General features: G+C 69.5%; 21 protein-coding genes. 13 read left to right on the top strand and 8 right to left on the bottom strand.

Features of this window, described 5'->3' with window-relative positions; all coding sequences use genetic code 11:
• Nucleotides 1-58 precede the first annotated feature (58 nt).
• Nucleotides 59-1,207 carry a GDSL-type esterase/lipase family protein gene (locus tag AB3X07_RS00575; protein WP_369941801.1) on the top strand — a complete coding sequence of 383 codons (1,149 nt, stop codon included), beginning with the start codon at nucleotides 59-61 and terminating at the stop codon, nucleotides 1,205-1,207.
• Nucleotides 1,208-1,311: 104 nt separating this feature from the next.
• Here AB3X07_RS00575 and AB3X07_RS00580 read toward each other — a convergent pair whose 3' ends face one another.
• On the bottom strand, nucleotides 1,312-1,926 hold the full coding sequence (locus AB3X07_RS00580) for an NAD(P)H-dependent oxidoreductase (protein ID WP_369941803.1): 615 nt from the start codon (nucleotides 1,924-1,926) through the stop codon (nucleotides 1,312-1,314).
• A gap of 71 nt (nucleotides 1,927-1,997) precedes the next feature.
• Between AB3X07_RS00580 and AB3X07_RS00585 the strand changes: the two genes are divergently transcribed.
• Nucleotides 1,998-2,660 (top strand): TetR/AcrR family transcriptional regulator, encoded by a 663-nt coding sequence (locus AB3X07_RS00585; RefSeq protein ID WP_369941805.1) that lies wholly within the window; start codon nucleotides 1,998-2,000, stop codon nucleotides 2,658-2,660.
• Between the two features lie 235 nt (nucleotides 2,661-2,895).
• Here AB3X07_RS00585 and AB3X07_RS00590 read toward each other — a convergent pair whose 3' ends face one another.
• Both AB3X07_RS00590 and phhA read right to left on the bottom strand, forming a co-directional pair.
• Entirely contained in the window at nucleotides 2,896-3,342 is a 447-nt protein-coding gene (locus tag AB3X07_RS00590; RefSeq protein WP_369941807.1) for a hypothetical protein, read from the bottom strand.
• Between the two features lie 55 nt (nucleotides 3,343-3,397).
• Nucleotides 3,398-4,288 carry a phenylalanine 4-monooxygenase gene (gene phhA / locus AB3X07_RS00595; protein WP_369941808.1) on the bottom strand — a complete coding sequence of 297 codons (891 nt, stop codon included), beginning with the start codon at nucleotides 4,286-4,288 and terminating at the stop codon, nucleotides 3,398-3,400.
• Between the two features lie 127 nt (nucleotides 4,289-4,415).
• On the opposite strand from phhA, the gene AB3X07_RS00600 reads away from it, so the two are divergent.
• Nucleotides 4,416-4,895 carry an Lrp/AsnC family transcriptional regulator gene (locus AB3X07_RS00600; RefSeq protein ID WP_369941810.1) on the top strand — a complete coding sequence of 160 codons (480 nt, stop codon included), beginning with the start codon at nucleotides 4,416-4,418 and terminating at the stop codon, nucleotides 4,893-4,895.
• Nucleotides 4,896-4,952: 57 nt separating this feature from the next.
• On the opposite strand, the gene AB3X07_RS00605 is transcribed toward AB3X07_RS00600, so the two are convergent.
• The gene (locus AB3X07_RS00605) at nucleotides 4,953-5,822 is read right to left on the bottom strand and encodes a hypothetical protein (protein WP_369941812.1); all 870 of its coding nucleotides are present in this window, start codon (nucleotides 5,820-5,822) and stop codon (nucleotides 4,953-4,955) included.
• Nucleotides 5,823-6,151: 329 nt separating this feature from the next.
• Here AB3X07_RS00605 and AB3X07_RS00610 point away from each other — a divergent pair, with 329 nt between their 5' ends.
• The 3 genes from AB3X07_RS00610 (at nucleotide 6,152) to AB3X07_RS00620 (ending at nucleotide 10,733) form a co-directional block, all read left to right on the top strand.
• Nucleotides 6,152-8,350 (top strand): TonB-dependent siderophore receptor, encoded by a 2,199-nt coding sequence (locus AB3X07_RS00610; protein WP_369941814.1) that lies wholly within the window; start codon nucleotides 6,152-6,154, stop codon nucleotides 8,348-8,350.
• Between the two features lie 130 nt (nucleotides 8,351-8,480).
• Nucleotides 8,481-9,347 carry a hypothetical protein gene (locus AB3X07_RS00615; RefSeq protein ID WP_369941815.1) on the top strand — a complete coding sequence of 289 codons (867 nt, stop codon included), beginning with the start codon at nucleotides 8,481-8,483 and terminating at the stop codon, nucleotides 9,345-9,347.
• A gap of 36 nt (nucleotides 9,348-9,383) precedes the next feature.
• Nucleotides 9,384-10,733, top strand: coding sequence for an XVIPCD domain-containing protein (locus AB3X07_RS00620; RefSeq protein ID WP_369941817.1), 1,350 nt, complete (start codon nucleotides 9,384-9,386; stop codon nucleotides 10,731-10,733).
• A gap of 123 nt (nucleotides 10,734-10,856) precedes the next feature.
• Here the strand turns inward: AB3X07_RS00620 and AB3X07_RS00625 are convergent, their stop codons facing one another.
• The 3 genes from AB3X07_RS00625 to AB3X07_RS00635 all read right to left on the bottom strand — a co-directional run bounded on the left by AB3X07_RS00625 (nucleotide 10,857) and on the right by AB3X07_RS00635 (nucleotide 13,196).
• On the bottom strand, nucleotides 10,857-11,885 hold the full coding sequence (locus AB3X07_RS00625) for a patatin-like phospholipase family protein (RefSeq protein ID WP_369941819.1): 1,029 nt from the start codon (nucleotides 11,883-11,885) through the stop codon (nucleotides 10,857-10,859).
• 109 nt (nucleotides 11,886-11,994) lie between these two features.
• A complete protein-coding gene (locus AB3X07_RS00630; protein WP_369941821.1) occupies nucleotides 11,995-12,636 on the bottom strand; it encodes an NrsF family protein in 642 nt (213 codons plus the stop codon).
• Complete coding sequence (locus AB3X07_RS00635) at nucleotides 12,633-13,196, bottom strand: sigma-70 family RNA polymerase sigma factor (RefSeq protein WP_369941823.1); 564 nt, start codon at nucleotides 13,194-13,196, stop codon at nucleotides 12,633-12,635. Before AB3X07_RS00635 ends, AB3X07_RS00630 begins: the two co-directional genes overlap by 4 nt.
• A gap of 509 nt (nucleotides 13,197-13,705) precedes the next feature.
• Here AB3X07_RS00635 and AB3X07_RS00640 point away from each other — a divergent pair.
• From AB3X07_RS00640 to AB3X07_RS00670, 7 genes are all read left to right on the top strand, one after another.
• Complete coding sequence (locus tag AB3X07_RS00640; protein WP_369941824.1) at nucleotides 13,706-13,993, top strand: DUF2282 domain-containing protein; 288 nt, start codon at nucleotides 13,706-13,708, stop codon at nucleotides 13,991-13,993.
• Nucleotides 13,994-14,009: 16 nt separating this feature from the next.
• Nucleotides 14,010-14,852, top strand: a complete 843-nt coding sequence (locus AB3X07_RS00645; RefSeq protein ID WP_369941826.1) for a DUF692 domain-containing protein — start codon at nucleotides 14,010-14,012, stop codon at nucleotides 14,850-14,852.
• Nucleotides 14,849-15,613, top strand: coding sequence for a putative DNA-binding domain-containing protein (locus AB3X07_RS00650; protein ID WP_369941828.1), 765 nt, complete (start codon nucleotides 14,849-14,851; stop codon nucleotides 15,611-15,613). Before AB3X07_RS00645 ends, AB3X07_RS00650 begins: the two co-directional genes overlap by 4 nt.
• Nucleotides 15,610-16,068 (top strand): DoxX family protein, encoded by a 459-nt coding sequence (locus tag AB3X07_RS00655; protein WP_369941830.1) that lies wholly within the window; start codon nucleotides 15,610-15,612, stop codon nucleotides 16,066-16,068. The genes AB3X07_RS00650 and AB3X07_RS00655 overlap by 4 nt, the downstream gene beginning before the upstream one ends.
• 86 nt (nucleotides 16,069-16,154) lie before the next feature.
• A complete protein-coding gene (locus AB3X07_RS00660) occupies nucleotides 16,155-16,430 on the top strand; it encodes a hypothetical protein (protein ID WP_369941831.1) in 276 nt (91 codons plus the stop codon).
• A gap of 66 nt (nucleotides 16,431-16,496) precedes the next feature.
• On the top strand, nucleotides 16,497-17,333 hold the full coding sequence (locus AB3X07_RS00665) for a DUF692 domain-containing protein (protein WP_369941833.1): 837 nt from the start codon (nucleotides 16,497-16,499) through the stop codon (nucleotides 17,331-17,333).
• Nucleotides 17,330-18,067, top strand: a complete 738-nt coding sequence (locus AB3X07_RS00670) for a putative DNA-binding domain-containing protein (RefSeq protein ID WP_369941835.1) — start codon at nucleotides 17,330-17,332, stop codon at nucleotides 18,065-18,067. The genes AB3X07_RS00665 and AB3X07_RS00670 overlap by 4 nt, the downstream gene beginning before the upstream one ends.
• A gap of 55 nt (nucleotides 18,068-18,122) precedes the next feature.
• Here the strand turns inward: AB3X07_RS00670 and AB3X07_RS00675 are convergent, their stop codons facing one another.
• Nucleotides 18,123-19,139: a TIGR00266 family protein gene (locus tag AB3X07_RS00675; RefSeq protein WP_369941837.1), complete on the bottom strand. Its 1,017-nt coding sequence runs from the start codon at nucleotides 19,137-19,139 to the stop codon at nucleotides 18,123-18,125.
• Nucleotides 19,140-19,399: the final 260 nt, after the last annotated feature.

Below are 19,399 nucleotides of genomic sequence, written 5' to 3' on the forward strand. Positions count from 1 at the left end.
GCGATCGCCACGAAGGAAGCGGCGGCGCAAGCGCGGACGCCGCGCAACGGAGTCCACCATGCGCCTGTTCGTGTCCGTAACGTTGTGGCTGCTCTGCATCGGGATCGCCTGCGCCGCACCGCAGCGCGTGTTCATCGCCGGCGACTCCACCGCGGCCGAATACGGTCCCGGGCGCGCGCCGCAGGCCGGCTGGGGCCAGGCCCTGCAGAGCTATCTGGATCCGGCCGCCTGGCAGGTGCGCAACCACGCCAAGGGTGGACGCAGCGCGCGCAGCTTCATCGCCGAGGGCCGCCTCGACGCGATCGCCAAGGAGCTGCGGCTCGGCGACGTGCTGCTGATCCAATTCGGGCACAACGACGCCAAGGTCGAAGACCCGAACCGCTACGACGATCCGCAGCAGGCCTATCCGCAGTACCTTTCGCGCTACGTGGCGCTGGCCCGCGACAAGGGCGCCACGCCGATCCTGCTCACGCCCGCCGCGCGCCTGCTGTACGACTTCGGCTCCTTGCTCGACACCCACGGGCTGTACACCCAGGCGGTACGGCGCCTGGCCGCCGAGCAGCAGGTGGCGTTGATCGATCTCAATGCCAGCAGCAGCGCCTGGATTCGCGCGCTGGGCGAACGGGCCGCCAAGCCGTACTTCCTGTTCGTGCCGGAACAGGGCAAGGCCGACGGCACCCATTTCAGCCACGCCGGCGCGGCCGCGGTAGCGTGCCTGGTGGTGCGCGACTGGGCGGCCTTGCAGCCGGCATTGAAGGCCCAGCTGCGCCGCGACATCGACTGCGGGATGCCGGCTGACCGCGTGGCGGCTGCGGCGCCGGCGCCGGCCGCGCAACCGATGCCGGCGGCATCGCGGGTGGTGCAGGAAGGCGACCTGGCCCGCACCCAACCCGGCCCGCATGGCGGATCCGGCGACACCACCGCCTATCCGTTCTTCGCCGACGCCCCCGGCCTGGCCTTCGTGCTGCGCAAGCGCGTGTTGCACAAGGGCGCCGGCATCGGCCTGCATCTGCACGACAAGGACGAGATCTACTACATCGTCAGCGGCCGCGGCCTGTACGCGCTGGACGGCCGGCAGTACGCCGTCGGCCCCGGCCACGCGTTGCTGACGCGGCCGGGCAGCACGCATGCGTTGCAGCAGGTGGGCGAAGACGATCTGGTGCTGCTGCTGGCGTATCCGGTCGCAACGCCCGCTGGCGCCCACTGAACGACAGACGGCGGCGGCGATCGCCTAACGGCGTGCACCGCTCGCCGCGGCCAAGCTTCCCGACGCGACGCGACGTGCTGGCGGGGGCCATTCATTCCGCCATCTCATTCCGCCATCGCCGCCTCGCGCTCGGCGGAGATCGGGAACAGCGTGCGGCCGATGGCCTGTGCGGTTTCCAGGTGCGTTGCGGGGTCCTGCACTTCGGAGTCCGCCAGCAGCGTCGACGACAGCACCCGCGCGCCGCAGTAGTCGAAGATGCCATGGTCGATCTGCGTCTTCATCGCCTCGGCATAGCCATGCCGGGCATAGGTCGGGGCATCCGCGCCGGCGACGCCGAGCAGGTGCACCTGCAGATGCCGCAGCTTCTTCACCAATCCGCCCTGGGCGCTGAAGTCGAAGGCCCAGCCATTGCTGAACACCCGGTCGATCCATCCCTTCATCAGGCCCGGCATGGACCACCAGTAGACCGGATACACCAGCAGCAGCGCCTGGTGGCGGTCGATCCTGGCCTGCTCGTCGAGCACGTCGGCCGGCGGCGATGCCTGGGTGCGGTGCACCGCGAGGTCGGCGGCGGTGAAGCGTGGATCGAACCCCTCCGCCGCCAGGTCCGCGACGTCGAAGCCATGCCCGGCGGAGGCGATGCCCTGGCCGACGCGCTGGGCGATGCCGTGGGTGAGCGAGCCCGGTTCGGGATGGGAGACGACGATGAGTGCGCGCATCGGGATTCCTGGGAGGGCAAGGCGACGGATGTGGTAATATACTTTTAGTAACCTACTTTTGGTATATGTAGATGTCAACTGACTCTGCGCCATCCGCGCCCCCTCGACCGGCCCGCCCCCGGCTGGCGCGCGAAGACCGCCATCGGCAGTTGCTGGACGTCGCCTGGCGGCTGGTGCGCGACGAGGGAACCGATGCGCTGACGCTGGGGCGGCTGGCCGAGCAGGCCGGCGTCACCAAGCCCGTGGTGTACGACCACTTCCAGTCGCGGGAAGGCCTGCTCGCGGCGCTGTATCTGGAGTACGACGCGCGCCAGAGCGCCCTGCTGGACGCCGCACTGGCCGCCAGCGAACCGACCCTGGCCAGCCGCGCGAGGGTGATCGCATCGTCCTACGTCGGTTGCGTGATGACGCAGGGGCGCGAGCTTCCGGGCGTCGCCGCGGCGCTGGTCGGCTCCCCCGCGTTGGAGAAGGTCAAGCGCGATTGGGAGGTCGCGTTCCTGGACAAGTGCCGCAGCGTACTGGGGCCGTTCGCGCGGGGCCACACGATCGCGCCGGCCGCGCTGCGCGCGATGCTCGGTGCCGCCGATGCGTTGTCCTATGCCGCCGCCGCTGGCGAGGTCAGCGCCGAAGACGCGCAGCAGGAACTGTTCGTCCTCATCGTGGCGATGGTGGAGAGGAGCCGGGCGGCGGTCGCTGTCCCGGCCGCGCCTGCCCGGGCGCGCAAGCGGCCGTGAACGGCCGGACTGCGGACGCAGGGTGCACGCGAGGCGCATGAAACGGCGCCAGCGGCGCGCCGGCTGCCAACGCGCGCATTGCCGCGGCGCCATCCGCCAACCGCCCGGTGCTGCAGCCGTTCGCTGAAACCTGCACCTGTGCCCGGCGCGCAGGCCGTGATCGCCTCGGCGAGCACGGCAGCCGGTGGCACCGGCACGCTCCATGCGCAGGTGGCGTTTCGGCCGCCCGCGGCGGCTAGCGGCTCTCGTTCAACACGCGCTGCGCCTCCTGCGTGTCCGCACGATAGCGGAACTGGGCGCTGTCGGCCGGCTGGAAGGTGGGCCCGTGCAGCAGAAAGACGTAATGGGTATGGGTCATGGCGCGCTGCATCTGTCCCAGGCTGTAGTGCCACATCTGCCACTCGGGAACCACCAGCGTGGCCGGTACCTTGGCAGAGGTGGAGGTCACCACCCGATCCACCTGCAGGTGGTAGCGGATCAGATTCGGACCACCGGGGCCGGTCCGCGCCTGCGGATCGGTCACCGGCTTGCCCTGTGCGTCGACCATGTCTACGGCGGTGACCGTGGCAAGCAGCACGTGGTCGGTCTTGGCCAGCAAGGCATCCAGCGGCATCGGCACGATCGAGGTCGACCACGCCGGTGCGGCCACCGCCAATGCCAGCAACAGCATCCATCGCGTCATCGCATGCTCCAAGGTGCGCCGCAGCGCGCCGATCCAGCGACCATACCCCCGATCGTCACACGTCGCCGTCGCGGCTCCAGCCCTCGCCGCTGCCGCGCTGGAATACGCGGTCCTGCGCCTGCACCTCGCCGGCGGCGATGGGCTGCTCGCGGCTCAGCTGCGCATAGAGCGGCGTGAAGTCCGGCGCGGTGGCCTGCATCAGCTGCTCGAAGCTGTCGATGACGAAGTAGGTCTTCTGGTAGGTATCGATGCGGTAGCGGGTGCGCATGATCCGCGTCAGGTCGAAGCCGATCCGGTTGGGCGCGGCCGACTCCAGCGAATACAGCGATTCGCCCTTGGAGGAAACGATGCCGGCGCCGTAGATGCGCAGGCCGTCCTTGGTGTCGATCAGGCCGAACTCCACCGTGTACCAGTACAGGCGGGTGAGGTTCTGCAGCGCCTCCGGGCCGATCGCATGCGCCTTCACCCCGCCGCGGCCGTAGGCCTGCATGTAGTCGGCGAACAGCGGGTTCATCAGCAGCGGCACGTGGCCGAACAGGTCGTGGAACAGGTCCGGCTCGGCGATGTAGTCGATCTGCTCGGGGCGGCGGATCCACCACGTCACCGGGAAGCGGCGGTTGGCCAGGTGGTCGAAGAAATCCAGTTCCGGCAGCAGGCCCTCGACGCCGACCAGGGTCCAGCCGGTCGTCGCGCCGAGCACCTCGTTGAGCTGATCGAAGCGCGGGATCGCCTGCGGGCTCATGCCCATCGCGTCCTGCGCCTGCAGGAATTCGTCGCAGGCGCGGCCGACCAGAAGCTCGCGCTGGCGCTGATAGAGCGTGCCCCAGGTGGCGTGGTCGTCGGCGCTGTAGCTGTCCCAGGGCTGGGCGACCACGGCGGTGGTGTAGACCGGCACGTAGCCCTTGTCGGTCTGCTGGTGTTCGACGCGGCGCGGTGCGGTGTCCATGGGCGGCAGCTCCGGGAGTAATGCCTGTGATGGTAGGCGTCAGGCCGCGCAACGGGCTTGCAAAGTTGCGCGTCCATAGCGGCTGCGCGCAAGATTGTTGCAACGAAACCATGCTGCAGAGCAATAAATGACCGACTCGGCCGTGTTCGACCGCACCGACCTGCGCCTGCTGGCCCTGCTGCAGCGGCAGGGCCGGGCCAGCAACGCCGAACTGGCCGCGCAGGTGAACCTGTCGCCGTCGGCCTGCCTGCGCCGCGTGCAGCGGCTGGAGGCCGAGGGCGTGGTCGCCGGCTATGCGGCGCGGCTGGCGCCGTCGGCGATCGGCCTGGGGCTGCAGGCGTTCGTGCGCGTGCAACTGGAGAAGCATGGGCAGAGCGGCATCGCCCATTTCGCCGAGAGCGTGCAGGGCTGGGACGAAGTGGTGGCCTGCCACGCGCTGACCGGCGACATGGACTACCTGCTGCACGTCTACGTGCGCGACCTGGCGCATTTCTCCGCGTTCCTGCTGGACAAGCTGCTCAACGCCGCCGGCGTCGCCGACGTCAATTCCAGCTTCGTGCTGCGCACGGTCAAGGACTTCGCCGGCTTGCCGCTGCCGCGCGGCTGAGGCGGCGCGGCGGGCGGTTGATCCGGGCAAGCGCCTCGCAGGCGTGCCGTTCGCCGTTCAGGGCCCGGGCGCTTCCGGATCCTCGCTGAGGTACCAGCATCCGTCGCGCCGCTCGAAAAGGAAGGAATTGCCTTCCGACATGTTCATGTCGTAGCGCACCAGGCGCGTGCCCGCGTCGGGTTGCGTGATCCGCACGGGCAGCGGCGTCGCGTCCACCTGCCCGTCGCGGCCGACGAAATGGAACGCGCCGCCCTGGTAGCGCAGGTCGAAATCGCGATAGTCCGGGCCGCGCACGTACACCGGCTGCTCCTGGTCGCTGTCGCCATCGGAGCGCAGTTCCATCACCTTGACCAACGGCGCGGTGAACCTGGGCTGGAGTGCCGTATCCGCGGCGAAGCGCTGCAGGAACTGGGCGAAGTCCTGCGCCGGGCAGGTCGTCGCCGGCGCCGCGCGCGGCGGCGCCTGGACGTCCAGGGAGCGCGCCTTCAGTGCGGTGCCGTTGTGCGCATCGTAGGGACCGTAGGTGGTGATGCGGGCCAGCAGGCCGAGCGCGCGGTTGGCGAAGCGCATGCTGCAGTAGCCATCTGCGCTGCAACTGTCGACCTCCGGGAGGAGATAGCACACCTCCGCGTCGCCGCCGATGTTGTCCCAGCACTTGGGGTCGCGCAGCGGTAGCCAGCCGGCTTGCAGGAGCTGCGCACGCAGTTCGCTGTAGGCCATGTCCTTGCGGAAGGACTGGACGATGGCCGGCGCCTGCGCGGTGGCGGTTGGCGCAGATGCAGGTGCAGGTGCAGGTGCAGGCGCTTGCGGCGGCGCGGCGGCGGTTGCCGCCGGCGGTGTCGGCGTGGGTGTGGCGCCGCCTGGTGCGGCCTGGGTGCAGCCACCGGCCAGGGCGATCGGCAACAGGAGGAGCGCGTGGGCACGCATCGCGGATCGTCGCTCGTGTGATGACCGCCGCGAGTCTAGCGTCCGATCGGTGACGGCGACAGCCGCCTCCGCGCCGGCGTGGAGGGCCGGCGGGCGATGTCGAAGCGCAGTCGCGGGGCGCCCGGACCCCCGCGTCTCGCTTGTTCAATTTTTGATAACGATTTACATTTACGTTCTCGCGACAGCCGCCGCAGCCGTCCGCCCCCCGCCGATCCCCGCCAGCCCTCCGTGGCCAGCCATGCCGGATAGCCGCGCCGTGGAGTGGGCCTGCGCGTGTCTTTTTCTCCCCACGCCCGGCCACCGCCGCGGCGCCCAACTACCCGATGCCCATGACGCTTCCCGCCCCACGCCTGCTGCCGCTTGCCCTGTCGTCCATCCTCTCTGCCGCGATCGCCCCGTATGGCGTCGCGGCCGACGCTGCCGCCGACGTCGCGCCCACCACCCTGGACAAGGTGCAGGTCGACGGCAGCCCGTCGCGCGCGCAGCCCTCGACCACCACGCGCCTGCCGCTGACGCTGCAGGAGACGCCGCAATCGGTCAGCGTGCTGGGCCTGCAACGGCTGGAGGAGGAATCGCTGTTCAGCGTCAACGACGTGATGCGCAACGTCACCGGCGTCAACGTGTCCTTCTACGACACCCAACGTCCGCTGTATTTCGCGCGCGGCTTCCAGATCACCGATTTCCAGGTCGACGGCCTGCCGACCTACAGCGGTTCCACCAACCAGGAATACGACATGGTCTTCTACGACCGCGTCGAGGTGATCCGCGGCGCCAACGGCCTGCTCAGCGGCGCGGGAATTCCGTCGGCCACGGTCAACATGCTGCGCAAGCGCCCGGGCAAGCGCTTCGACGCGTCGTTCGCGGCCACGGCGGGCAGCTGGGACTTCCGCCGCACCCAGGCCGACGTGACCGCGCCGCTCAGCGCCGACGGCCGCTTCCGCAGCCGTTTCGTCGCCGCCTGGCAGGACCGCGACTACTACTACGATCACTACAGCGAACAGAAGATGTCGGGCATGGCGGTGCTGGAAGGCGACCTGACCGAGTCCACCACCGTCACCGTCGGCTACCAGCGCCAGGACAACGATCCGGTCGGCTCCACCTGGGGCACGGTGCCGTACTTCGCCGCCGACGGGTCCTTCGCCGACCTGCCGAGTTCGACCAATCTGGCGCCGAAATGGGCGTACTGGAAGCGCGACACCCACACCACCTTCGCCAACCTGGAGCAGCGTTTCGGCGAGCGCTGGCTGCTGAAGGTCAACGTCGCGCGCACCGAGGGCGACGTGCGCAACCTGCGCGTGTACGGCAGCGGCTATCCGGACCCGCGCGACGGCAGCGGCATCTACCTGCGCGCCGCCGCCGGCGAAGCCGCCGACACGCGCGATGGCGTGGATGTCTATCTGTCCGGATCGTTCCCCTTGTTCGGGCGCGACCACGACCTGGTGTTCGGCGGCAGTTGGCAGGACCTGCAATCGACCACCGCCACGCTGGCGTTGCGCTATCCCGGCGACTGGGCCACGTGCGGGCGCGAGCGCTGCTACTTCATTCCCAACGTGCACGACTGGGACGGCAACATCTCCGAGATCCGCTACGCGCGCACCGGCGCCTCGCGGGTGGCGCGCACCACCCAGCGCGGCGTCTATGCGTCCACGCGCCTGCGCCTGGCCGAGCCGCTGTCGCTGATCGCCGGCGCGCGGCTGAGTTCGTGGGAAACGCGCACGCGCAGCTACAACGCCAGCGGCGCCTACACCGGCACCAGCGGCCGCTACGACGTCAGCGACGAAGTCACGCCCTACGTCGGCCTGGTCTACGACCTCAGCGCGGACATCTCCGCCTACGCGAGCTACACCGAGATCTTCAATCCGCAGAACTACAAGGACAAGGACAACAACCTGCTGGCGCCGGTGGAGGGCTCCAACCTGGAAGCCGGGATCAAGGCCTCGCTGTTCGGCGGCCGCGCGCTGCTCAGCGCGGCGGCGTTCGAGGCGCGGCAGGACAACTACGCGGTGCGCGACATGAGCCAGCCCGAGGCCTCGCTGCCCGACGGCGGTTCGGCCTACATCGGCGTCGACGGCACCAAGAGCCGCGGCTGGGAGCTGGAATTCAACGGCGAACTGCGCCCGGGCTGGACGCTCAACGCCGGCTACACCCACGCCAGGGTCACCCGCGCGCCGACCGACGCGATCTACGCCAACCTGCCCGAGGACTACCTGCAACTGTCCACCCAATGGCGCCTGCCGGGCGCGTGGCAGCGGCTGAGCCTCGGTGGCGGGCTCAGCTGGCAGAGCGCGGTGCGCGGCTACAACATCCCGCGTCCGCTCGGCGACGGCAGCGGCAGCACGGCGCCGGTCACCGTGGTGCAGGACGCGTACGCGCTGCTGCACTTCAACGCGAACTACCAGCTCAGCGAGCAGTGGACCGCGACGCTGGCGGTGCGCAATGCGCTGGACAAGAAATACTGGGCCAACCTCGACTACCAGAACTACGGCGAACCGCGCTTCGTGAGCTTCACCCTGCGCTGGCGGTACTGAGACGTGTCGCGCGGCGGGCAAGGAGGCCTGCCGCGGGCGTGGCCGACGCTGCGGCGCCGCGTTTCCATGGGGTCTCCGGCCGGGCACGGGCATCCGCTTATACTGCCGCGGACATCATCGGAGGATGTGCATGAAACCTGCCCGGCGCCTGGCTTGCTTGTGGTTGCTGACCAGCATCCTGCCGCTGGCGGGATGCGCGCAGCCCGGCTCCGCCGATACGTCCGCCGCCACCTCCACCAATGCGCAAGGCTGCGTTAGGAAGCGCCATCTCGGTCCGCAGGACCCGTTCCAGACACCGCCGCCGCTGATGGAGGCATGCCTGGGCCCATACAAGCTGCGCATCCCGGCCAACTACTTCGGCGACCAGATGGGGCCGAACTTCGACGACAGCTTCGGCCTGTATCTGGAATACCCGTCGCTGCAGCCGTTCGCACCAGGCGAGCGCACGCATCTGAGCCTGGATGTGTCGACGCGGACGGTCGATATCGGTTACCACTATCTGGATCGCGCGAATCTAGGTGACGTCTTGTATGAGCCGAGTTCCAACGAGAATGGCGACCCAGCAGAACGTCTTGAAGGCAGAATCCGCGGCAAGGAAATCCATGGGCTGACGCCCTATTATGCTGATATGGAGAAGTTCTCCGCTTACTATCGTAAGAAAGGTTACGACGAATCGCATTCGGATGAGCCGACCAGCATTTTCAATGTGGCTAGCCAAAAAGACTGGTATGTGGCGCGGGACGACAAGGGACAGGTCAGCACGCTCATCAAATGCACCTCCCACGAAGTGACCCCGTCCGGTGTCGAGTTCCGCGACGGAAAACTGGTGCGCAGCCGTGGTGAACCGTTGCCACAGTGCAGTCATCTGTTCGTTCTGAAAGAGTTGAAAGTCCTGGTGGAAATCCGTTACGTCCGCTTCGCATTACCCGATTGGCGAAAGATTGAAACAGCCGCGCGTGATGATCTAAGGAAGTTCATGGTGGAAAGGCCGAGGTAGTTGAGTGCAAATGACTCAGAATAAGGAGTATTTCTGATGGCGGGGCTTGATGAAAAGGATATCGAAATCCTCAAATCCTATGCGCAAGATGGAAACCGGGAGCTCTACTGGAACTATCTGGCGCACAAACAAGGCAACGACGGCTACGGCTTGCTGGCGCTGGGCGTAGTTCGCAACGACAACGCGCCAGGCGCTACCGCCAACGTGTTCGCGGATCGACAGGCTCGTGAGGATGGTGTCCGCATGAGCGAGCGCCAATGGCATGGTTTTGGGATCGACTTGATGAGGTCTGACTTCGAGCAGCGTGAGATCTATCAAAAGAAAGCGCATCGCCCCGATCTGGCGCTCAACCTCCCGGTCAAGGACGTCGAAGCCGTCCACGACGCCACCTTCCAGAAATATGGCATCGATCCCGACGGCTGGACACCGCGAAAATTGCTCGACGCCGCACGTCGTCATGGCGGCGAGGCTGCGGCCGAGAAGGTCTGGTCGTCCATGCTCGACAACTCTGAGATGGGACTCAAGCGCCTGGGAGACACCATCAAGGGCATCAAGGACCACGATGACGCGCAACTCGATGGGCGCGCCTATCTATGGGGAATGGGCGTTGCGCGGATTGGTGCCGACCTAGCGCTATCGAGTGCCGATCCAGATAGGATCGGAATCCGCGACCTTTCCTTCATCTACGATCGACAGAACCGAAGGTGGAGCGCCGAAACCAACAGCGACGGGCTGATCGGCAGGCACCCCGTGCGCGATCCCCAGCAAATTCGCGAACTCGACGACACGCGCGAACTGCGCCTGCAGCGGCAACAGCTACGGCAGCAGTTCCATCCGGACGATCCATACAGGCATCAGCCCGTCCTGCGCAGCCCGCAGACCTTGGCCGAAACCGATCCGATGCGGCCCACGAACGCCGAGCCACTGGCGGCGCGCGAGACCGATCCCAGCCAGCCAGACCATCCACGGCACGCGTTGCATCAACAGTGTGTGGCCGGCACGCATGCGCTGGATCGGCGGCTTGGGCGCAGCCCTGACGCGGCCAGCGCATGCATGGCGGCCAGTGCGACTGATCTGGCCGCGCGCAGCGGTCTGACGCAGGTCGACCACGTGTTGTTGAGCGAACGTGGACGTACTGCGCAGGCGGGGGAACTGATGTTCGTAGTGCAGGGCGATCCGAAGGATCCGGCGCATCTGCGTGCGCAGATGCCGACCGAGGACGCGGTGCGCACGCCGGTGGCGGTGTCGTTCGAGCGGCTGGCCACATTCGATCGGGAACAGGCGCTGGCGCAGACGCAGCAGCAGGCGACACGCCAGCAAGCCGCGCAGCTGCAGGAATCGCAGCAGGAAACGCAACGTCAGGGCGCGGCGGCACTGCGCATCTGAGCGATCTGGTGCGCGTCCTGACGCGCCGCTGTCAGCGTTGTTGCCTGGTCAGCTTCCAATGGATGACGAGATCGTCGCAACGACCGGCGCACCCGATTTCCGCGCCCGGCCGTGCGCCGCACCTCACTCCTGCTTCTTGCACGGATCGTCGCGGCCCAGCAGGCGGCCCAGGCGCGACCGCGGCTCGCACGGCGGCGGCGCCGGTTGCGCGGCCTTGGTCGCGGCGGCGGCGGCGGCCGCGCGCTGTTGCTGCAACTGCGCCAGTTTGGCCTTGATCTGCGGCATCGCCGCCAGCGCGGCCTTCTCGCCTTCCAGGATGGCGGCATTGCGCTGGGCGAAGTCGGCCGCGCCGATGTCGTTGACCTTGGGCCGGATCACGATGTCCGCGCGCGCCAGTTCCTGCTGGCCCAGGCGCTGGCCCATGATCGCGATCGACTGATTGACGGTGCCGAGCATGCTGCCCGGGTTCTTGCCGGTGGCCTTGCTGGAGATGTCCACCGCGACCACGAAATCGGCGCCGAGCTGGCGCGCGGCGTCCACCGGCACCGGGCTGACCACGCCGCCGTCCACGTAATGGAACTTGCCGATGGCCACCGGTTCGAACACCCCGGGAATGCTGCTGGAGGCGCGCACCGCCTGGCCGGCGTTGCCGCGCACGAACACGGTGCGCTCGCCGTCCTCCAGGCGCGTGGACACCGCGGCGAAGGGCTTGGCGAGCTTCTCGATCGGCTTGCCCTTGAGCTGGGCGTTGACGTAGTCCTGCAATGCCTGGCCCTGCACCAGGCCACCGGAGAACAGGCGCATGTCGCGAATGCTGCTTTCGTCCAGCGCCACCGCGGCCTGCTGCATCTGGAACGCATCCATGCCGCTGGCGTACAGCGCGCCGACCACGCTGCCGGCGCTGGTGCCGGACACCACCACCGGCTCCAGGCCGTTGGCCTGCAGCATCTTGATCACGCCGATATGGGCGAAGCCCTTGGCCGCGCCGCCGCCCAGGGCGATGCCGATGCGCAGCGGCTTGGCCGCCGCGGCCGGCGCCAGGCCGGTCACCACGGGCGCCGGCGGCGCCGGCTTGGGCTCGCCGCCGCATGCAGCGAGCAAGCCGAATAGGGACAGGGACAGGAACAGGCGCGGGGAACGGGAGGCGGTCATGGGTGCGGCGTCGTGGAAGGAGAGGGCGGAGCCGGCGCGAGCATACCGGGATCGGCCTGCACCGCCCACGACCGGAGGTCATGCCGACCGGCGCACGCGCCGTCGCCGGCTACCAGCGCAGCAGCCGCGGACCGAGCGCGGCGCCGAGCAGGGTCGGCAGGGCCAGCCCCAGCACGTACCACAGCGCCCAGAACGGCGCCGCCATCTCCGGGCAGTGCAGGCAATAGGCCATCGTCGCCAGCGCGCCGCCCAGCAGCCCGCCGGCGGCGCCGGCCGCGCGCAGGCGGGTCGGCGCCAGGCCGCGCAAGGCCCAGAACACGCTGGCGAAGGTCGGGACCGACAGCAACGCGATGTTGAACGGGCAGCTGTGCCAACTCTGCCCCAGCAGCAACGGCAGGCGCAGTTCCGCCGGCGCCGTCCACAGGACCGCGATGGCGGCGAGCCACACCGCCACGACCGGGCCACCGATCGCGATGGCCGCGGCGCCGACCCTCCGGCCCGGCGTCGCCAGGCGCCAGGTGACCACGCCGGCACCGGCGGCCAGGCAGGCGGCGAAACCCAGCTTGGCCCAGAATGCCGGCTGGCCGGCGGCGGCGGCCAGATCCGGGCGAATGCCGAACACCGCGCCCATCAGCAGCAGCGCTCCCAGCAGTCCGCACGGCAGCGCCAGCGCGAAGCGCCGCGCGGAGGCGTGCCGGTCCACCTGCAGCGGCTCGCGCGCGAGCAGCGCGATCAGTTCTTCGGTCTTCATGTCGCACTCCTGATCTTCAGCGCCAGCGCCTTGAGTCCGCGATGCACGCCGACCTTGACCGCCGATTCGGACATGCCGGTCAACCTGGCGGTCTCGCTGACCGACAGGCCTTGCAGTTTCACGTGCACGATCGGCAGGCGGTGCCGGTCCGGCAATTGCTCCAGCAGCCGGCCGATCTCGTGGCGGGCGTGGGCCGGGGCGTCGTCCACGTACGCGAACAGCTCGGTGGCGGCGTCCAGCGGTAAGGGGGGCGGCCCCTTGCGTGCGTGCGCCCGGTAGAAGTCCAGCAGCTTGTAGCGGGCGACCGCATACACCCATGCGGTCAGCGGTTCGCCGCGGCGATAGGTGTGGCGGCTGTTGTGGATGGCCAGCAGGGTCTCTTGCAAGATGTCCTCGACGTCGTCCGGTGCCTGGCTCAGGCGTCGGCGCAGGAAGCCGCGCAGGTGCGCGCTGAGTTCGTCCAGGAACGTGCGATAGCCGCGCGCGTCGCCGTCCAGGCCGGCCACGAATAGAAGATGCAGGCGCGCTTCCACCGCCTGCAGCGCGTCCAGGCGGCTCATCGCGCCCTGCCGCCGGCGGCAGGGCCGGGCGCATGGCGGGAAGCACGGATGGGCATGCGCTGCGCTCCAAGGCGGCCGGGCGGTCGCCGGACCACCACGATACGCCCGCGCTGGCCTGCCCGCAGGCCCCGCATCCCGCGCCCAGCGGCCGCCGCCACGGTCGCGGCAACGTCTGGCGCCAGCGCCAGGCAGGCAACGCCCAGACCAACCGGTGCCGGCCGAGCGAGGCCGGCGCGCGGGCCCGCCGCCACGACGGAGGGTGGCGCAGGCGCAGGCGTTCCGGGCGCGGCGGTTCCCCCTGTCTGGCGATTCACTGCTGTTTCCGGTCGGTGGTCATTGCGACGGTAGTTCGCCGGAGTCGCGCCGGCGGTTACAACCGCCACGCGCTTTTTTCGATCGGCGCGCGGCTGTAACCGCGGCGGCGCTTGTGGCGAATGCTGGGAGGATCCGGCCGCACCGCGGTCGCGATCCGGTTGCTTCCCTTCGATCCCTGCCACAGGAGCAGTCCCATGAAGAGCCACAACGCCGCCTCGCTCGCCCTGACCCTGGCCGCCCTCGTCGCCGGCGCGGCGATGGCGCAGTCCGCGGACCCGCATGCCCCGCCCAAGCCGATGGAGAAGTGCTACGGCATCGCCAAGGCCGGCCAGAACGATTGCAAGGCCGGCGCCGGCACCAGCTGCGCGGGCACGTCCAAGCGCGACTACCAGGGCAACGCCTGGAAGAACGTGCCGGCGGGCACCTGTGTCGGCATCAAGACGCCGAAGGGCCACGGCACGCTCGCTCCGGTCGGTGCCTGAGCGCGGCGCCGCGGCCATGCAGCTCGGCGCCGGCATCGGCCTGAAGCCGCAGCACTACGCGCAGGCGTTGGACTGCCCTGCGCCGGGACTGTGGTTCGAGGTGCATCCGGAGAACTACCTGGTCCAGGGCGGCCCGCGCCTGGCCTGGCTGGAGACGATCGCCGCGCGCCATCCGCTGGCGCTGCACGGCGTGTCGCTGTCGCTGGCGGCCGATGCCGATCCGGATGCGCTGCACCTGCGCCGCCTGGCCGCGCTCGCCGAGCGGGTCCGGCCGTGGCAGGTGTCCGAGCACCTGGCCTGGTCGGCCTGGCGCGGCCGCTACCATCCGGACCTGCTGCCGATCCCGCGCAGCGCCGCGGCGCTGGCGCGCGTCGTCGCCAACGTGCAGAAGGCGCAGGACGCGCTGGGACGCACACTCGCGATCGAGAACCCGAGCCACTACCTGGCCTTGCCCGGGCATGCGTGGAGCGAACCCGACTTCCTGGCCGAACTGGTACGCCGCAGCGGCTGCCGGCTGCTGCTGGACCTCAACAACGTACACGTCAGCGCGCACAACCTGGGCTACGACGCCCATGCCTACCTGGACGCGTTCCCCGCCGACGCGGTGGTGGAAATCCACCTGGCCGGGCACGCCGAGGACGCGGTGGACGGCCAGGCGTTGTTGATCGATTCGCACGATGCGCCGGTGCACGACGCGGTATGGGCGCTGTATGCGGACTTCCTGGAGAAGGCCGGACCGCGGCCGACGCTGATCGAGCGCGACGACAAGCTGCCCGACTTCGCCGTGCTGCTGCGCGAGCGCGAGCGCGCGCAGCGGCTGCTGGAGCGCGCCGCCATCGACCGGCGCGCGTGCGCATGAGCGCGCTGACGCACTTCCAGGACGCATTCGTCCGTGCGCTGTACGCCGATGACGACGCCGGCGGACTGGTCGCGCAACCGGGATTGCGCATCCATCGCAACAGCGTGCTGCGCGCCTGCGTCGATGCGCTGCAAGCGAACTTTCCGAGCGTGCAACGGCTGGTGGGAGCGGCATGGTTCGAGGCGACGGCGCGCGCCTACGCTCGGCGCTGTCCCCCGGACGACGTGCGCCTGCTGCACTACGGCGGCGACTTCGATGCGTTCCTCGCCGCGCTCCCCGAGGCCGGGCAGCTGCCCTACCTGCCGGGGGTGGCGCAACTGGATCGCAGCTGGCGCGAGGCGCATGTCGCAGCCGATGCCGCCGTCCTCGATCCGCAGTCCGTGGCCGCCTTGCCGCCCGAACACCTGGCGGGCGCGCGCCTGGCTCTGCATCCGAGCGCGCGTTGGCACTGGTTCGCCGGGCTGCCGGTGTATTCGATCTGGTGCGCGCAGCGCGACGCGGTATCCGTGCCCGACGACCTGGCCTGGGCCGGCGAGGGCGCACTGCTGCTGCGACGCGACGGCCAGGTGCGCTGGCAGGCGCTGGACCGGGGCGGCTGCGTGCTGCTGGAGGCCTGCCAGCGCGGGGCCACGCTGCAGGACGCGGCGGCGCAGGCGCAGCAGGCCGATCCCGCGTTCGCACTGGCCGACACGTTTGCGGCGTTGCTGAGCAGCGGCGCGTTCCGTTCCCTCACCCCTGCTTCCATGCAAGGACGTCCATGACCTCCATCCTCCCTCCGCATGGCCTGCGCGCGCGCTGGAACCGCCTGGCCGGCGCCGCCTCGCAGGCGATCGGCCATTCCGCGCTGGCGTTGCTGTTCCGGCTGTCGATCGCCGCGATCTTCTTCCTGTCCGGACGCACCAAGGTCAGCGGCGTGCTGACCATCACCGACAGCACCTATGCGCTGTTCCGCGAGGACTACCGCGTGCCGCTGCTTGCGCCGGAACTGGCCGCGCACCTGGCCGCCTACGCGGAGCACCTGTTCCCGCTGCTGCTGGTGCTGGGCCTGTGCACGCGGCTGTCGGCGCTGGCCCTGCTGGGCATGACCGCGGTGATCGAAATCTTCGTCTATCCCGATGCCTGGCCCACGCACTTGAGCTGGGCCGCGCTGCTGGCGTACCTGCTGCTGCGCGGCGCCGGCCGCCTGTCGCTGGACCGGTTGCTGCGCATCGCATGACGGTCGCATCGCGCTGTAACCGCGGCGGCGCTTGCGGCGAAGTACCTGCTGCCATTCCGGCATGCGTCCATCCTCGAGGAATCTCCATGATCGCCAACCATCCCGTTACCGGCTTCGCCGCCACCGCCGCCCTGCTCGCCATCGCCGCCGCGAGCGTTCCGGTCACCGCCAGCGCCGCCGCCAAGGGCGATGCCAAGCTCGTCGCCTGCTATGGCATCAACAGCTGCAAGGGCCAGTCCGATTGCAAATCCGGCAGCCACGAGTGCAAGGGCCAGAACGCGTGCAAGGGCCAGGGCTTCAAGGAGGTGACGGTGAAGCAGTGCACCTCGGCCGGCGGCTCGCCGACCGCGCCCGCCGCCTGACGCGGCGCCCTGTTCCGGCCGGTGCCGCGCGCCCCGGTCGGGACGACGAACGAGACTCTGCAGCGGATGGACACGATCGCGCCTTTCCACGGTTTCGGGCTGGGCCTGCGCCCGCCGCACTATCCGCGCTATCTGGAGGAGCCGCCCGCGCTGGATTTCGTCGAGGCGATTTCGGAGAACTTCATGGTGTCCGGCGGCCGCCCGCTGCACGTGCTGGACCGGGTGCGCGAGCGTTACCCGGTGGCGCTGCACGGCGTGTCGATGTCGCTGGGCTCGGCCGATGGGCTTGACCGCGACTATCTGCTGCGGCTCAAGCGCCTCGCGCGACGCGTGCGTCCGTTGTGGGTGTCCGATCACCTCAGTTGGAGCGCGGTCGGCGGGTTCAACACGCACGATCTGCTGCCGCTGCCCTACGACGGCGAAGCGCTGGACGTCGTCTGCGCCAACATCGCCCATGCCCAGGATGTGCTGGAGCGGCCATTGCTGCTCGAAAATCCGTCCACCTACCTGGCCTTCGCAGGCGCCACCATGAGCGAAGCCGCATTCCTGCGCGAGGTGTGCACGCGCACCGGCTGCTATCTGCTGCTCGACGTCAATAACGTCTATGTCAGCGCGGTCAACCACGGCGCCGATCCGCAGGCCTATCTGGATGGGTTGCCGTGGGAGCGCGTACGCCAGGTGCATCTGGCCGGGCATAGCCAGGGCCGCGAGCTGCTGATCGATACCCACGCCCAACCGATCTGCGATCCGGTGTGGGCGCTGTACGCGGCGGTATGCCGGCGCATCGGCCCGATGGCGAGCATGATCGAGCGCGACGACCGGATTCCGCCGCTGGCCGAATTGCTGGACGAACTGGACATCGCACGCGGCATCGCCGCCGGCGCGGTGCGCGCGGCCGCATGAGCCTGCTGGCGTTGCAGCGTCGCTTCTCGGGTTGGCTGCGCGACCCCGCGGCCGATGCGGATGCCTGCCTGGACACGCGCCAGCGTGCCGGCCTGCGCGTGTATCGGCACGCCTACCGCGCGCAGCTCGGCGACGCGTTGCGCGACACCTACGCCATCACTTTGGCCTGGCTGGGCGACGCCGCGTTCGACGCGGCCGCGGCCGGCTACGTGGCGCAGCATCCCCCGTCGGCCTGGAACATCGGCGCCTACGGCGACCGGTTCGGTGCCTACCTTGGCAGATGCCATCCCGAGCGGCCGGAGATCGAGGACCTGGCCTGGCTCGACCTGGCCTTGCGCCGCTGTTTCGATGGGGTCGACGCAGCGCCGGTGACATTCACGACATTGACTGGCCTGGACTGGGAGCAGGCGCGCCTGCGCTTCGTGCCGACGCTGCGCAGCCGACGGATGCGCAGCAACGCCGCCGCGATCTGGCGCGCGCTGTCCGAAGCGCTCAAGCCGCCGGCCGCAGTGCGGTTGCCGGCGGCGACGGTGATCCGGGTCTGGCGCAAGGGCTTGTCGCCCTGTTTCCAGAGCATGCTGCCGTTGGAGGCGCGCATGCTGCGCGACGCGCGTGCCGGACTGGCGTTCGGTGCGCTGTGCCGGCACGCGCCCAGCGACGATCCGGCCGTCGTCGGGCGGGTGCTGGAGCAGTGGTTGCGCGACGAACTGCTGGCGGCGGTCGTCCCGGGATAGGCGGCGTTCGCGCCGCATACCCGTGCCGCCGCGAGCGCGGCGGCACGGGGTGGCCTCAGAAGTTGTTGTCGCCGTCCAGGATCCGCCCGAAGCCGCCCAGCACCGAGCCTTCGCCGCGGTTCTGCCCGCCGCCCTGCGGCGCGGCGGCGAACATGCGCCCGGCCAGGCGCGAGAACGGCAGCGACTGCAGCCACACCTTGCCAGGGCCGGTCAGCGTGGCCAGGAACATGCCTTCGCCGCCGAAGAACATGCTCTTGATGCCGCTGACCGGGCGCACGTCCATGTCCACCGTGGAATGGAACGCGACCACGCAGCCGGTGTCCACGTCCAGGCGTTCGCCGGCGGCCAGCTCGCGCTCGACCACGCAGCCGCCGGCATGCACGAACACCCAGCCGTCGCCTTCCAGCTTCTGCATGATGAAGCCCTCGCCGCCGAACAGGCCGGTCATGATCTTGCGCTGGAAGTGGATGCCCAGCGACACGCCGCGCGCGCCGGCCAGGAAGCTGTCCTTCTGGCAGATCAGGCGGCCGCCGTGCTGGTCCAGCTTCATCGCCAGCACCGTGCCGGGATACGGCGCGGCGAAGGCGACCTTGGCCTTGCCCTGGCCCTGGTGGGTGAACACGGTGGTGAACAGGCTCTCGCCGGTGACCAGGCGCTTGCCGGCCGAGAACAGCTTGCCCATCAGGCCGCTGCCCTGGCTGTTGGAGCCGTCGCCGAACACGGTGTCCATCTGCACCGCCGCGTCCTTGAACATCAGCGCGCCGGCCTCGGCCACGGCGCTCTCGCCCGGATCCAGTTCGATCTCCACGAACTGCATCTCGTGGCCGACGATGCGGTAGTCGATCTCGTCGGCGCGGCCGCCGGCGCCGGGCGGCGGCGGCAGATCCGGCGGCAGGCCGGCCGCGTTGGTGTCGCGCAGTTCGTCGATCTGGCTGGCCGGCTTCCAGCCGCTCTGGCCCTGGCGCCAGGCCAGCGCGGCCGGATGGGTGCGGGCGAAGGCGATGGCGTCGGCGTCGTCGAGCGGGCCGGAACGCGCCTGTTCGCTGCCGGTGAGGAAGTACCACTGGGTCATGGCGAAGCTCCTGATGGGCGAAAAATGCGTGCCGAGTCTAGCCCGTGCGCCGGGGACGTCCGCATCTGTCTCAAGGCATGGGGACGGCTGGCGGAAGGCCGCCTCGGGGGCGATGGCACGCTGCGACGGTACGCAACGCGACATGCGCGCGAACAGGTGCGGCCGCTCCGGCCGAAGTCGCGCCTTGCAGGCAGGCTGCGGCGGACGAGCACCGGGCGGGCGAACGCAGCCATCGCCTTGTCGCACCGAGCGGACGTGAC

This window comes from Xanthomonas sp. DAR 35659 (assembly GCF_041242975.1).
GTDB lineage: Bacteria > Pseudomonadota > Gammaproteobacteria > Xanthomonadales > Xanthomonadaceae > Xanthomonas_A > Xanthomonas_A medicagonis.

What these genes read in the sequence shown, in the direction of transcription:
- AB3X07_RS00650 (WP_369941828.1), top strand. Translation starts at nt 14,849, where the DNA reads ATGAGCGCGCTGACGCACTTCCAGGACGCATTCGTCCGTGCGCTGTAC.
- AB3X07_RS00575 (WP_369941801.1), top strand. Translation starts at nt 59, where the DNA reads ATGCGCCTGTTCGTGTCCGTAACGTTGTGGCTGCTCTGCATCGGGATC.
- AB3X07_RS00675 (WP_369941837.1), bottom strand. Translation starts at nt 19,139, where the DNA reads ATGACCCAGTGGTACTTCCTCACCGGCAGCGAACAGGCGCGTTCCGGC.
- phhA (WP_369941808.1), bottom strand. Translation starts at nt 4,288, where the DNA reads ATGGACACCGCACCGCGCCGCGTCGAACACCAGCAGACCGACAAGGGC.
- AB3X07_RS00635 (WP_369941823.1), bottom strand. Translation starts at nt 13,196, where the DNA reads ATGAGCCGCCTGGACGCGCTGCAGGCGGTGGAAGCGCGCCTGCATCTT.
- AB3X07_RS00615 (WP_369941815.1), top strand. Translation starts at nt 8,481, where the DNA reads ATGAAACCTGCCCGGCGCCTGGCTTGCTTGTGGTTGCTGACCAGCATC.
- AB3X07_RS00660 (WP_369941831.1), top strand. Translation starts at nt 16,155, where the DNA reads ATGATCGCCAACCATCCCGTTACCGGCTTCGCCGCCACCGCCGCCCTG.
- AB3X07_RS00610 (WP_369941814.1), top strand. Translation starts at nt 6,152, where the DNA reads ATGACGCTTCCCGCCCCACGCCTGCTGCCGCTTGCCCTGTCGTCCATC.
- AB3X07_RS00665 (WP_369941833.1), top strand. Translation starts at nt 16,497, where the DNA reads ATGGACACGATCGCGCCTTTCCACGGTTTCGGGCTGGGCCTGCGCCCG.
- AB3X07_RS00585 (WP_369941805.1), top strand. Translation starts at nt 1,998, where the DNA reads ATGTCAACTGACTCTGCGCCATCCGCGCCCCCTCGACCGGCCCGCCCC.
- AB3X07_RS00600 (WP_369941810.1), top strand. Translation starts at nt 4,416, where the DNA reads ATGACCGACTCGGCCGTGTTCGACCGCACCGACCTGCGCCTGCTGGCC.
- AB3X07_RS00580 (WP_369941803.1), bottom strand. Translation starts at nt 1,926, where the DNA reads ATGCGCGCACTCATCGTCGTCTCCCATCCCGAACCGGGCTCGCTCACC.
- AB3X07_RS00625 (WP_369941819.1), bottom strand. Translation starts at nt 11,885, where the DNA reads ATGACCGCCTCCCGTTCCCCGCGCCTGTTCCTGTCCCTGTCCCTATTC.
- AB3X07_RS00670 (WP_369941835.1), top strand. Translation starts at nt 17,330, where the DNA reads ATGAGCCTGCTGGCGTTGCAGCGTCGCTTCTCGGGTTGGCTGCGCGAC.
- AB3X07_RS00645 (WP_369941826.1), top strand. Translation starts at nt 14,010, where the DNA reads ATGCAGCTCGGCGCCGGCATCGGCCTGAAGCCGCAGCACTACGCGCAG.
- AB3X07_RS00590 (WP_369941807.1), bottom strand. Translation starts at nt 3,342, where the DNA reads ATGACGCGATGGATGCTGTTGCTGGCATTGGCGGTGGCCGCACCGGCG.
- AB3X07_RS00640 (WP_369941824.1), top strand. Translation starts at nt 13,706, where the DNA reads ATGAAGAGCCACAACGCCGCCTCGCTCGCCCTGACCCTGGCCGCCCTC.
- AB3X07_RS00630 (WP_369941821.1), bottom strand. Translation starts at nt 12,636, where the DNA reads ATGAAGACCGAAGAACTGATCGCGCTGCTCGCGCGCGAGCCGCTGCAG.
- AB3X07_RS00620 (WP_369941817.1), top strand. Translation starts at nt 9,384, where the DNA reads ATGGCGGGGCTTGATGAAAAGGATATCGAAATCCTCAAATCCTATGCG.
- AB3X07_RS00605 (WP_369941812.1), bottom strand. Translation starts at nt 5,822, where the DNA reads ATGCGTGCCCACGCGCTCCTCCTGTTGCCGATCGCCCTGGCCGGTGGC.
- AB3X07_RS00655 (WP_369941830.1), top strand. Translation starts at nt 15,610, where the DNA reads ATGACCTCCATCCTCCCTCCGCATGGCCTGCGCGCGCGCTGGAACCGC.